At 30.8% G+C, this 12,746-nt stretch carries 14 protein-coding genes and 1 other annotated feature; of the genes, 8 read left to right on the top strand and 6 right to left on the bottom strand.

Annotated features, from left to right (window positions below; genetic code table 11):
• Nucleotides 1-244: 244 nt before the first annotated feature.
• The 3 genes from ACWPW7_RS19045 to ACWPW7_RS19035 all read left to right on the top strand — a co-directional run bounded on the left by ACWPW7_RS19045 (nucleotide 245) and on the right by ACWPW7_RS19035 (nucleotide 3,950).
• Complete coding sequence (locus tag ACWPW7_RS19045) at nucleotides 245-1,159, top strand: LysR family transcriptional regulator (protein WP_454054795.1); 915 nt, start codon at nucleotides 245-247, stop codon at nucleotides 1,157-1,159.
• A 193-nt stretch (nucleotides 1,160-1,352) separates the two neighbouring features.
• Entirely contained in the window at nucleotides 1,353-2,984 is a 1,632-nt protein-coding gene (locus tag ACWPW7_RS19040) for an FAD-dependent oxidoreductase (RefSeq protein WP_454054794.1), read from the top strand.
• 18 nt (nucleotides 2,985-3,002) lie between these two features.
• Complete coding sequence (locus ACWPW7_RS19035) at nucleotides 3,003-3,950, top strand: (4Fe-4S)-binding protein (protein ID WP_454054793.1); 948 nt, start codon at nucleotides 3,003-3,005, stop codon at nucleotides 3,948-3,950.
• A gap of 220 nt (nucleotides 3,951-4,170) precedes the next feature.
• On the opposite strand, the gene ACWPW7_RS19030 is transcribed toward ACWPW7_RS19035, so the two are convergent.
• Together ACWPW7_RS19030 and ACWPW7_RS19025 are read right to left on the bottom strand one after the other, a co-directional pair.
• Nucleotides 4,171-4,599: a hypothetical protein gene (locus tag ACWPW7_RS19030; protein WP_454054792.1), complete on the bottom strand. Its 429-nt coding sequence runs from the start codon at nucleotides 4,597-4,599 to the stop codon at nucleotides 4,171-4,173.
• A gap of 237 nt (nucleotides 4,600-4,836) precedes the next feature.
• Nucleotides 4,837-5,694, bottom strand: a complete 858-nt coding sequence (locus ACWPW7_RS19025; protein WP_454054791.1) for a ComEC/Rec2 family competence protein — start codon at nucleotides 5,692-5,694, stop codon at nucleotides 4,837-4,839.
• A gap of 612 nt (nucleotides 5,695-6,306) precedes the next feature.
• Nucleotides 6,307-6,557 (top strand) — a binding site (T-box leader).
• 56 nt (nucleotides 6,558-6,613) lie between these two features.
• Between ACWPW7_RS19025 and ACWPW7_RS19020 the strand changes: the two genes are divergently transcribed.
• The 4 genes from ACWPW7_RS19020 to ACWPW7_RS19005 are packed head-to-tail and all read left to right on the top strand — an operon-like array spanning nucleotide 6,614 to nucleotide 9,756.
• The gene (locus ACWPW7_RS19020) at nucleotides 6,614-7,240 is read left to right on the top strand and encodes a class I SAM-dependent methyltransferase (protein ID WP_454054790.1); all 627 of its coding nucleotides are present in this window, start codon (nucleotides 6,614-6,616) and stop codon (nucleotides 7,238-7,240) included.
• Between the two features lie 27 nt (nucleotides 7,241-7,267).
• A complete protein-coding gene (locus ACWPW7_RS19015) occupies nucleotides 7,268-8,410 on the top strand; it encodes a trans-sulfuration enzyme family protein (RefSeq protein ID WP_454054789.1) in 1,143 nt (380 codons plus the stop codon).
• 1 nt (nucleotide 8,411) lies between these two features.
• On the top strand, nucleotides 8,412-8,864 hold the full coding sequence (locus ACWPW7_RS19010) for an S-ribosylhomocysteine lyase (RefSeq protein ID WP_454054788.1): 453 nt from the start codon (nucleotides 8,412-8,414) through the stop codon (nucleotides 8,862-8,864).
• Nucleotides 8,848-9,756, top strand: coding sequence for a PLP-dependent cysteine synthase family protein (locus ACWPW7_RS19005; protein WP_454054787.1), 909 nt, complete (start codon nucleotides 8,848-8,850; stop codon nucleotides 9,754-9,756). The genes ACWPW7_RS19010 and ACWPW7_RS19005 overlap by 17 nt, the downstream gene beginning before the upstream one ends.
• A 325-nt stretch (nucleotides 9,757-10,081) precedes the next feature.
• Here the strand turns inward: ACWPW7_RS19005 and ucpA are convergent, their stop codons facing one another.
• The 3 genes from ucpA to ACWPW7_RS18990 form a co-directional block, all read right to left on the bottom strand.
• Nucleotides 10,082-10,873: an SDR family oxidoreductase UcpA gene (gene ucpA, locus ACWPW7_RS19000; RefSeq protein ID WP_454054786.1), complete on the bottom strand. Its 792-nt coding sequence runs from the start codon at nucleotides 10,871-10,873 to the stop codon at nucleotides 10,082-10,084.
• Nucleotides 10,874-11,169: 296 nt separating this feature from the next.
• Nucleotides 11,170-11,331, bottom strand: a complete 162-nt coding sequence (locus ACWPW7_RS18995; protein WP_454054785.1) for a winged helix-turn-helix transcriptional regulator — start codon at nucleotides 11,329-11,331, stop codon at nucleotides 11,170-11,172.
• Between the two features lie 27 nt (nucleotides 11,332-11,358).
• Nucleotides 11,359-11,529, bottom strand: coding sequence for a winged helix-turn-helix transcriptional regulator (locus ACWPW7_RS18990; protein ID WP_454054784.1), 171 nt, complete (start codon nucleotides 11,527-11,529; stop codon nucleotides 11,359-11,361).
• A gap of 108 nt (nucleotides 11,530-11,637) precedes the next feature.
• Between ACWPW7_RS18990 and ACWPW7_RS18985 the strand changes: the two genes are divergently transcribed.
• Nucleotides 11,638-12,198, top strand: coding sequence for a nitroreductase family protein (locus ACWPW7_RS18985; protein WP_454054783.1), 561 nt, complete (start codon nucleotides 11,638-11,640; stop codon nucleotides 12,196-12,198).
• A gap of 134 nt (nucleotides 12,199-12,332) precedes the next feature.
• Here the strand turns inward: ACWPW7_RS18985 and ACWPW7_RS18980 are convergent, their stop codons facing one another.
• Nucleotides 12,333-12,620, bottom strand: a complete 288-nt coding sequence (locus tag ACWPW7_RS18980) for a hypothetical protein (RefSeq protein WP_454054782.1) — start codon at nucleotides 12,618-12,620, stop codon at nucleotides 12,333-12,335.
• Between the last annotated feature and the right edge of the window lie 126 nt (nucleotides 12,621-12,746).

Below are 12,746 nucleotides of genomic sequence, written 5' to 3'. Positions count from 1 at the left end.
CCAAAGAAAGCAGGAGAATTGATTAACGTTATAGTAGATATAAGGTACATGAAAAAATAAATAAGTCAGTGTACTAGTTTATTTTGCATCTTTGACTTATTATTTAGTTTCATGCACCTAAAATTAGAAAACAATATTATTTTTATATACTTTAAAGATAATGGCAAAGAAGAAATATGAAATTAGAAAAATTAGAGGTTTTTAATGCTTACTTATGTCAAATAGGAAGGAATGAATGTAAGTTGTGATTGATATAAAGCTTGAAACATTTATAACTGTGGCTAATACAAAAAACTTTACAAGGGCTGCTAATATATTAAATATGACTCAGCCTGCAATTTCTCACCATATAAAGCTTTTAGAGGAATATTACAATGTAAAGTTAATAGAAAAAAAGCATAAGACTATGGAACTTACTAGGGCAGGGAATATATTGTATAAATATGCGTTAGAGGTAGATAAAATAAGTAAGCTGGTTAAAAATCAAATAACTAATGAGGCTTGTAGTATAAAAAGATATGATGTAGGTGCTACTCTTACCATTGGAGGATATGTACTACCTCCTATTATAGGCAATTATAAAATGAGTAATAAAAATATAGATATAATACTTCAGGTGGAAAATACGGAAACTATAATTCAAAAGCTTTTTAGTGGAGAGATTATTCTAGGAGTTATCGAAGGACCTTTTGATAAGAATAAAGTTATTTATGAAAAGCTCAAAGATGATGAACTTGTATTTGCAATTTCAAGAAAACATCAATTGGCTAAAAGAAGAAGTATAACTATTGAAGAGGTTCTTATGGAAAAGCTTATATTAAGAGAAAGAGGATCAGGTACGAGAAAGGTTTTCGAAGATTATATAGCTGAGCAGGGATATGATCCTAAGAAAATTATTCCCTACATGGAAATTGGGGATATAACTGCAATCATATCTCTTGTAGAATCGGGATTAGGGGCTACGGTAGTATCTTGTGAAGCCTTAAAGCCTTCAGTGATAAGTAGAAAGATTAAGATATTACCAATTAAAAATTTAACAATAAAAAGAGAATTTAATTTTATATATTTAAAGAATTCAAATATGGAATTCATAAATAATTTTATTGATTTTTGTAAAAAGGAATGTAATAAGGCTGAACTAGGGAAAGAGACCCTCTAGTTCAGCCTTTTCTTATAGAGATTTTATGCTGTTTTAATTAATTTTAATATAAATAATTTTTATTCTACTATAACTATTCTTAAGTTCAGTTTATACCATAGCAGAGATATAATAAATATGATGATGTTACAAAAATTTCAATTTAACCTATTATGTTTATAAATTAACAAATTAAGTTAAAGGTGGGGGTAATGTGAAAATACTTGTTATAGGAGGAGTTGCCGCAGGAACCAAGACTGCTGCAAAGCTTAAGAGAGAAGATGAAAATTACGATATAACTTTAATAACAAGAGACAAGCATATATCCTATGCAGGATGTGGACTTCCTTATTATATTGGTGGAGTTATTGAAGATAAAAAAGATCTTATAGTTAAAACACCTGAAGAATTTGAGAAATTTACCGGAGTTCAGGTATTTACACAATTGGAAGCAAAGGAAATATTAAAGAATTCAAAAGAGGTAGAAGTACAGGATTTAAGAAGTGGAGAAATAAAAAAGTTAAACTATGATAAATTAGTTATTGCTACTGGAGCATCTCCCTTTGTGCCAGCAATAGAAGGAAAAGATTTAGAGGGAGTTTTTACTATTAGGACTCCTGAAGATGCAGTGGAGATAAGAGAAGCTGTAGAACAAGGTGATGTGAAAAGAGTAGTTGTAATAGGTGGAGGCTTTATTGGAATAGAGGTAGCAGAAAATCTTATAGAACAAGGAGTAAAAGTTACATTAATAGAAATGGCATCACAAATATTACCAGGATTTGATATGGAGATATCTCATATTGCACAGGAACATCTTTTAGATAAAGGAATGATGCCTCTTATGGAAGAACAAGTAATTTCCATTGAAGGAGCAAATAGAGTAGAGAAAGTAATAACAGATAAAAGAAAAATAAAGGCAGATATGGTAGTTATGGCAATAGGAGTAAGGGCTAATACGGAGATTGCACAAAGAGCAGGAATAACCCTTGGAGAAAGAAATGCCATAAGGGTCAATGAATATATGGAAACCAGTGAGAAGGATATATATGCAGTAGGAGACTGTGCAGAGAATATAAATATTATTACAGAAAGCAAAGTATGGTATCCAATGGGTTCAACCTCAAATAAGATGGGACGTATTGCAGCTCTTAATATATCAGGAGAGAGAAAAGGCTTGGATGGGGTTTTAGGTACTACTGTAGTAAAAATATTTGATATAAATACAGGCAAAACTGGATTATCAGAACAGGATGCAAAATCTTCAGGATTCAATCCCATAAGTATATTAGTTCCAACTAATGATAGAGCTCATTATTATCCAGGAGCTAAAAATATTGTTACAAAGCTTATTGCAGATAAAGATTCTAGAAGGATATTAGGAGCACAAATTATAGGTCCAGGAGTGATAGATAAACCTATTGATATATTGGCTACTGCCATAACCTTTAAAGCAAAAGTTGAAGATATAGAAAATTTAGACCTTGCATATGCGCCACCATTTTCCATGGCAATGGCATCAACTATAGTGGCTGCAAATGTGCTTTTAAATAAAATGAATGGAAAAGTTGATACAGTAACTCCTGTAGAATTCTGGCGAGATAAAGATAAGTATAGGGTAATTGATTTGAGAAGTGAAGATGAGTTTGAAGAAAAACATATTGAAGGTGCAATCAATATTCCTTTTGATAATATTAATGAGCACATAAACGATATTGAAAAGAATGAAAATTTAATTTTAGTTTGTAGGGTCGGTAAAATAGCGTATATAGCTTATAAAAAGCTTAAGGCTTTAGGATATAAAGATATAAAAATATTAGAAGGTGGAATGACAATACCACAAATATAGGGAAGGGTAGTGAAGAGAATGGCAATAAAAGTTTCGGCAGAAGAAAAATCAAAATTAAAGGGACAGGGATTTATTCCTCAAAGGGATGGAAAACATTTTGCTTGTAGAGTAATCACAGAAGATGGGAATTTAAATTCTAATGAAACAAGGGTTCTTTCTGATATAGCTGAAAAATATGGAAGAGGATATATGAGCTATACTACAAGACTTACAGTGGAGATACCATGGTTAAACTATGAAGATATTCCAAAGATAAAAGATGAATTGAAAGATGCTGGGCTTGAAGCAGGAGGCACAGGACCAAGAGTTAGACCGGTAGTTTCTTGTAAAGGGACCGTATGTGTATTTGGACTTTTAGATACGCAAGAGTTAGCAAGAAAGATACATGAGAGATTCTACAAAGGATATTATAATGTACTTTTACCACATAAGTTTAAAATAGGTATAGGAGGATGTCCAAATAATTGTATAAAACCTGACTTAAATGACTTTGGTATAATGGGACAAAGAGTTCCAGCATATGATGAAGATTTATGCTCAGGATGCAAAAAATGTTCAGTGGAAGAAGCCTGTAGAAAAGGTGCAGCTAAAGTTATTGATGGAAAGCTTCATATAGACATAGAAAAATGTAATAACTGTGGATTATGTATAGATAAATGCCACTTTGATTCAATAGAATGTGGAAAAGAAGGAGTTAAATTATTTATAGGTGGAAAATGGGGAAAAGTTCCGAAAAGAGGACAAATGATTGAAGAAATTTATTCCTATGATGAAGCTATGAACATAATAGAAAAAGCAGTTTTATATTATAGAGAAAAGGGTAAAACTGGAGAAAGATTTGGAGACATGGTAGATAGAATTGGCTTTAAAGAAGTTTCAAAGGCTATATTAGAGAATGAGATTCTTGATAGAAAAGAAGAAATATTAAGTGCAGAACTTCACACTAAAAGAGGATATTCCTGCTAGATGATAAATAAATAGAAAATAAAAAAGGCGTGAAATTTAGATTTATATCTTAATTTTATGCCTTTTATTTTGTAAATAATATTAATGCTAGTACTATTTTAATATTTTTCATATGATTATTATCATTGATACTTTAGGGGAGAACATTGTTCGACCTTACACAAAATATATTTTTATTTATTAATTTAAATTTGTATTCAATTGTACATTATAATTATGCTCATAATCTGATAGGTATTGTCCTTACAGCTGCTGTAATAGTGAGAATCAAAAAAATGATAGTATCTATAATTACAGAAGTATTAATTAGAATACCTATTATGCAATAAACACTATAAATAGCTGTTGCCTTGAAAAAAATTCTTAAGTGGATTATAGCAAATTTTTTACGCCTTTCACTTGTTGCAGATTTTGCAGCCTCATAGCTTGTTCCATTAATCCAGTAAATATTCTCTGTTTTATATATGATATAAAATAAGATAAGAAGAACAATGAGGGTTAGTAGCAGGAGTATTTTCGCTATAACTAATGTTGAAAATTCTGAAAAATATTTTGTCACTACAATACTTGTTGATATCATCAATACTAAAGCTCCAATTGTCCACATTATTAAAAGTTTATATGATTTGGCTCTATATTCTTTCTCCATGAGAAATTCCTCCGTAAAACTAATATAAATAATTTTTACATCATTCTTTATTATAATTATATCTAAATTATAGTCTACTAATATACTAATTATAGCATTAATTACAGTATAATGGATACAATTAAACAACTATCAACAATTGTGAATTGTGAATTTAAAATTTTAAATAGCTACTAAAAAATAGCAATTATTTTTACTTATATGTTAATATTAGCACCGGTATATCTATAGTATCTTTTATATATCATTTGCTAGAACAATTTCACCCTTAGGATTAACAGTAATAATAATGATGCCATCCTTATCGGTTCGTAAGATAGTTGCATTTAATTTTTTTAGCCTATCTAGAACTTTTGTTGAAGGAGCATTGCCATTATTTTCATCACAGGTGATAACAGCATACTTAGGATGTACCATTTCAAGAAACTTTTTAGATGAAGAACCGGAACGGCCATGATACGCTACTTTTAGTATGTCGGAGGATAAATCTGTTGCTGTATCTAATAAATCATTCTCTGCATCATTTAAAATATCACCGGTAAACAGCATTGATTTTCCGGCATAGTCTACCTTTACTACAATTGACGTATTGTTTACATCATTATAATCATTTGATAAAGGTGCAAGAAAGGTAACTGTGGCGCTGCCCAGTAAAAAATGGCTTCCTGGTTTAGGATTTTCCACATGAATATTGTAATTTTCTATAGCTGAAAGCATTGCAGAATAGTCATCGGAATTATTTTTTACTACGTCCGTTTTATATAGAGTGCCTATATCCATTCCACTGGAAATAATCCCTGATATCCCACCGATATGATCTTTATCAGGATGAGTTGCGATAATGGCAGAAAGGCTTCTTATATTTTGCTCGGAAAGATAAGAAAGTATATCATCAGTATTTTTAGAATAGCCTGCATCAATTAACATAGCCTCGCCTTCACATTGCAAGAGAATACAGTCACCTTTGCCTACTGGATAAAATGTGGCTGACAGGCCTCTTTCGAAAGCTGGATGTTGAGGGGTAGAACGACAACTGGTAAATAAAAGAGAAAAAATTAGCAGTAGATAAACTAAAATAAAACGATGCTTTTTCAATATATTCATCCCTTTCTGCTGTTTTATCATTATTTAATGTTTCTATAGTGGTTATATTTTAGCATAAGTTAATTATAATGAGTTTATTTTTATACTTTTTGTTTTGAGTTTTTATGTTTTTCATAATAGCACTTGATATAGGGTTCCACAATAAAAAATTAATTTATACATGATTTTAATTTCCATAACAAAAATTCTTTTCTATGAATGAAAAATTAAGAATAAAAAATGAAGAATTATGGTTAAAACTCCACTGCTAAAGCCTTTGGAGTTTTCTAAAAATAAATTCTATTTTAAGAAATTCATCTCTAGTGAATTTTTTCCTGAATTCTTCATTATTAATTGTTAATCCTTAATTTCTAAGGATTTAAGCTATTTTTTAGAAAAATTATTTTCCAGAGTATATTTTAAGTTTTCATATTGGATGCCTATAGATACTAATTATAGCTTTATAAGCACCATATTCCTTAAATAGACATAATATAATTTCAACAAATCATTTATTGATACTAAAAATAATATTAAAAATTTTATAATATTTGGGTTGACAAAATTATTATAATGACATATCATGATACTAAATTATTATTCAGAGTAAAATACTACGAATTAATAAATGCTATGATAAGAAATAGTAGCATAAGGTAAACTAACAGAGAGAAGTCCTCCTAGCTGAAAGGGATTTTAAGTGTAACTTGTGTGAATGCATCTTTGAGCACTGTCTCGAAATATAGTAGACGACAGCGTGTACGCCCGTTACAGCGTTGAGGTATGATTGTACCAAAAATGAGATGTCATTGTATATTTTTGTTATACACATGATAATTAGAGTGGAACCGCGGAAGATAACTTCTGCCTCTAAGTTTTTAGAGGCAGGGGTTTTTTTATTTTTAAAAAAATAATATATAGGAGGATTATTATGAATTCTTTACAATACTTTGATTCCATAGCTGAAAGTTGGAACGTTATACGAAGCGAATACTTTGAAGAAAGATTAAAGTATAAAATTTTATCAATAACAAATGTAAAAGACAAAGTTGTGGCTGACTTAGGTTGCGGTACAGGGTTTGTTTCTCTAGCATTGGCTAATGAAGCAGGCATGATATTTTCTGTTGATAGTTCTAGAAACATGCTTAAGGAATTATCAACTACTATTTCAAAAAAAGGTTATAAAAATGTCTACCCTATAAAATCCTCACTTGATAATTTAGCGCTATTTGATGAGTCACTAAACACAGTGTTTATAAATATGGCACTTCATCATATAAAAGATGCTAAAAAGGCAATTGAGGAGATGTACAGGGTTCTAAAAAAAGATGGAGTAGTTGTTATTTCAGATGTCATGGAGCATAAAGGAGAATGGGCAAGAGAAGAAATGTTCGATGAATGGCTTGGCTTTTCAAATGAGCTAATGACAAAATGGCTAGAAGATGCTGGCTTTAAGAATATAAAAATAGAAAATACAGATTTAAGCTGCAAAGGCTATTCAAGCAAAGGAGAATATACTGAAACAGGAATTTTCTTAGCTAGCGCAGCAAAATTATAATTATATTTAATTTAGGAGGAATAAAAAATGAAATTTGAATCATTATTAATTCACGGTGGAATAGATGGAGATGAGCATACAGGAGCGGTAAATGTGCCTATTTATCAGACTTCAACTTATAAACAACCTCAATTTGGTGTAAATAAAGGATATGAATATTCTAGAACAGGCAATCCAACAAGAGAAGCATTAGAAAAGCTTGTTGCAGACCTTGAAGAAGGATATGCAGGTTTTGCCTTTGCTTCAGGAATGGCTGCTACAACTGCAGTACTTTCACTATTTAAATCAGGAGATAAGATAGCAATTTCGAATAATGTATACGGTGGAACCTTCAGAGTTTTAGATAAGGTATTTAACAACTTTGGTATTGAATACTCTATAGTTAATACTTCAGATTTAGATGAGGTAAGAAACAGCATTGATGAAAAGGTAAAGGCCATATATATAGAAAGTCCTACAAATCCTCTTATGGATGTAACAGATATCGAAGCAGTTTCAAAGATAGCTAAGGAAAAGGGTATATATACAATCGTTGATAACACTTTCATGACTCCGTATCTGCAAAAGCCAATAACTCTTGGAACAGATATAGTTATTCACAGTGCAACTAAATATCTTGGAGGTCACAGCGACATAGTCTCAGGTGTTGTTGTTGTAAATAGCAAGGAACTAGCAGAAAGGCTTCATTTCGTTCAGAATTCTACTGGCGGAGTTCTAGCTCCTTTTGATTCTTTCCTTTTAATAAGAGGAATTAAAACCTTGGCAGTAAGAATGGATAGGCATAACTTAAATGCAAAGTTTGTTGCTGAATTCCTAAGAAATAGAGAAGAAATAGAAAAGATATATTATCCTGGTTTTGAGGATCATCCAGGTTATGAAATTCAATCAAGACAGGCTAAAGGTTATGGCGGAATGTTATCCTTTGTTCTTAAAGAAGGTTATGATTATAAAAAATTCCTTGAAAGTCTTGAAATGATAACCTTTGGAGAAAGTCTAGGAGGGGTTGAGTCTTTAGTTTGCCACCCTGCTTCTATGACTCATGGTTCCATACCTTATGAACTAAGACAAAAGATTGGTATTGTAGATAATTTAATAAGATTATCTATAGGAATAGAAAATCCTGAAGATTTAATAAAAGATTTAGAAAATGCATTAAAGGAGAGTAGATAAAATGGTTAAAGTAGAAAGCTTTTTATTAGATCACACAAAAGTTAAGGCACCTTTTGTAAGAAAATGTGGAACTCAACAAGGACAAAAGGGAGATACAATCTCTAAGTTTGATTTAAGATTTTTACAACCTAATGAGGAAGAACTGCCAACAGCAGCAGTCCATACCTTAGAGCATCTACTAGCAGGATATATGAGAGAAAAGATGGGTAATATCATTGACATCTCTCCAATGGGCTGCAGGACAGGATTTTATATGATAGCTTGGGGAGAAGTTGAAGTTAATACTGTTATTGAAGCATTAAATTATGCATTAAATAAAGTTATAGAAACAGAAGAAGTTCCTGCAACTAATGCAGTACAATGTGGAAATTACAGAGATCACTCTCTATTTTCAGCAAAAGAGTATGCAAAACATGTTTTAAAGAAGGGCATTAGCAGTGAAATATTTAGATAGTGTTAAAGAGCTTATAGGTAATACCCCTATTATAAAACTTAACAATTTAGACATTAAGCCTAGAGTTAATATCTTTGCAAAACTTGAAAATTATAATCCAGGTGGAAGTGTTAAGGACAGAATAGGAGTGTACATGATTAAGCAGGCTGAAAAAGAAGGAAGGCTAAGACCAGGATATACAATAGTTGAAGCTACTGCTGGCAATACTGGAATCGGTGTGGCTCTCGCTGCAATAAATAGTGGTTATAATATAATCTTTGTAGTTCCAGAAAAATTTTCAGTTGAAAAACAAGCATTGATGAGAGCATTAGGAGCTACCATAATAAATACACCTAGAAAAGTTGGTATGCTAGGTGCCGTTGAAAAAGCCGAGGAATTGCTAAAGACTATAGAAAATTCAATAAGTTTAAGGCAATTTGAAAATAAATCGAATCCATTTGCTCATTATGAAACCACTGGTCCAGAAATGTATGAAGCCATGGACGGGAAAATAGATTATTTTGTCTGTGGAGCTGGTAGTGGAGGAACTTTTACAGGAGTTACTAAATTTCTTAAGGGAAAAAATTTAAATATTAAAGGAATTTTAGCTGACCCTCAGGGATCTACTATGGGTGGTGGAAGGGAAGGTTGCTACGATATTGAAGGTATTGGTAATAACTTCATACCTAACACTATGGATATGAGTTTAGTGGATCAGGTTATAAAAGTTACTGATGAGGAAGCTTATGAAATGGTTAAGGTTCTAGCTCTAAAAGAAGGGCTTATTGTTGGAAGTTCTTCTGGGGCTGCTGTTGCTGCTTCCTTAAAACTGGCTAATCAAATTGATAGAGGTAATATAATTACTGTTCTCCCTGATAGAGGAGATCGGTATTTCAGTAAAAATATTTATTAGTTAATATGGATGATGGTAAAGCTATAATTCATAATTTGAAACTGGTATGGAGATTTTAAAGTTAAATGATCCATTTTGGAGATATTTTTAAAACTAACTTTTATATAAATTACAAATGCTATAAAAATATGTGCTTGACGTAAAAAGCTACAATACATTAAAATTAAGTACTACTTAAATGCTAATTTTAATAACATGCTTATAAAGGTCAAGCACATATTTTAGTGTTCGATATTTAATATTATATAAAAATATAGGAATTTAGTTTTAAACTATTAAATCTTAAATTTTTCTTCCAAAACTTTCTATAATGAAATTAAAATTTTTATACTCCAACACTAATCGTCTCAGGAAGAGTGCTTCCACCATCTATAACTATCTGTGTTCCTGTAATGTAAGAAGATTCATCACATCCTAAAAAGGCAGCAAGTTCTCCTACTTCTTCAGGCTCTGCTAATCTTTTTAATGGAACAGCATCTGCAATTCCATTAATAACAGCATCAGGATTTTCAGAATTAGATTGAACTGCGATACTTTGAGCCATTGGAGTGCTAACGTATCCTGGACAAATAGCATTAACAGTTATATTATGCTCTGCTACTTCTCTTGCTAAAGATTTAGTGAATCCAATTAAGGCAGCTTTGGTAGTAGCATAAGCAGTTTCTAAAGGGTCAGCTACTATGTCTCCTGTAACAGAGGACATTATGACTATCTTGCCGTATTTTTCCTTTATCATTAGTGGTAGAACAGCTTTTGTAACATTCCACACTCCTTTAATATTTATGTCTATATGAAAATCCCTATCTTCATCTGACATATCTAAAAATTTACCGAGTTTACATACACCAGCATTATTTACAAGTATATCTATTTTTCCAAACTTATCAGTAGCTTCTTTTACTGCCTTATTAATGCTGTCCATATCAGATACGTCAGCTTTTATGGCTAACGCTTCAAAGCCTTCTTTATTTAATGTTTCTGCTAAGGTTTCTACTGAAGAAGACCTTGCAATTAAAACAACTTTTGCACCATGTTTTGCATATACCTTTGCAATTCCTTCACCAATTCCTTTAGAAGCACCAGTTATAAGTGCAACTTTACCTTCTAATTTTCTCATAATTCTCCCCCACCAATAATAAAATATTTTGCTTAAAATATAAGTAGTTTATACATATATTTTACATTTTATTAAAAATATTACTTTACGTCAAATTTAACTTTATTTGGGAAGGTTCATTTTTATTCTCATTAAATAATATAATCTTATAAATATATAAATATAATTATGAACTGTCCCTTAAACATATGCATATGTTAACTGTTGAGATATTTGGTTATTAAAGGTCTATTAGGGAAGCATTAAAGGGTATAGAAATTATAATATAATATTAAGTTAAAGGATTTTATAATTATCTATAAGTTTTCCTCTCCCCATTTATTCATAACTTCTAAAACAAGGAATAAGGTTTCACACTTCTTTGTTAAGGAATATTCAACTTTAGGAGGAATTTCATGATATTCTTTACGATTAATTGAACCATCTTTTTCTAATTCTTTTAATTGCTGACTTAACATCTTATGAGTAATTCTATTAAGTCTTTTTTAAAACTCTCCATATCTCATAATCTTACCTATACTTATGTGATATAGTATAAGTATTTTCCACTTACCTCCAATGGCACTTAGGGTATATTCTATTGGACATATATGATTATTTTTATCTTGAACAGGCATAGATTCTATTTCTCTCCTTTTGTATAGTATCTTACTCAAAAGTGCATACTTTAAAGCTTATGTCATATCAATTATAATAAATATATAGTATAATATATGTTAAAAAGTGGAATTAAATAAAAGTATATTAAGTAGGGAGGCTTAATTATGAACGAAATTTTAAGAACTATAAGAAATAGGAGAAGTACTAGAATCTTTTTACCAGAACAAATCAAAGAATCAGAACTAAATGCTATATTAGAAGCTGGGATTTATGCACCTAGTGCTACAAATAAGCAGCCTTGGCATTTTACAGTAGTTCAGAATAAAGATCTAATAGATAGATTAAATTATAGCTTTAAAGAATTTGCTAAAAAATCTGATAACGATTATATGAGAAATTTCGGAAAAAATGAGAAGTTTCATGTGTTTTATAACTCGCCAACGGTAATATTAGTTTCTGGAGAAATAGGTAATAAATATGCTTCAATTGACTCTGCAGCAGCAGTAGAGAATATGTTAATAGCAGGAGAGTCTTTAGGAATTGGTTCATGTTGGATTGGATTCATTGAATACTTATTAAATAGTGATGAAGGAAAAGATTTTATTAATGAACTTAAAATACCAGAAGGATTTAGGCAGATACATGCAGTATCATTTGGCTATAAGAGAGATACTTTAACTAATGCACCTGCAAGAAGGGAAAATACTATTACCTATATAAAATAGAATGTAGAAGCTTTTAAGATAAGATTGACTTACGGATATGTAAATCAATCTTATTTTTTAGAATGTATCTTAAATTTTAAGGAACAGTTTTTAAGTTTTCTGATATTTCCATTTGTTTAAGTATTCCTCACTAATTAAAAAATGAATGGAAATGGTAATAAAGATAATGCAACTATAGAAGCAAATGGAAATCTTCTACGTCTAAATCGTCTGAACATTCTTCTACGACGGCGAGGTCTGAATTGTCGATATTGATCTAGATCTGGATCTGGACCGTCTTCCATCATATCTTCGCCAACCAACATAGTAACGCCATCCATATCTACATCGTCAATAATTCCGTCAAACATACTTCCATCTGTCATTGTTATAATAACGTGAAAGCCTAAATACATGTTACATCTATCGCGTAAACTTTGCATGTCTCTGTAATAATTATTGTTTTCTGGTACCATTTTTTACCAACTCCTTTCTAATATCATAGTATTCGTTTGTAAGGAGGATGGTACAATTTTAATGAATAAATCTTGAAAAAAATTCGACAAATA

The organism is Clostridium sp. Marseille-Q7071, assembly GCF_965112025.1.
This window is presented reverse-complemented; position numbering and strand designations above follow the sequence as displayed.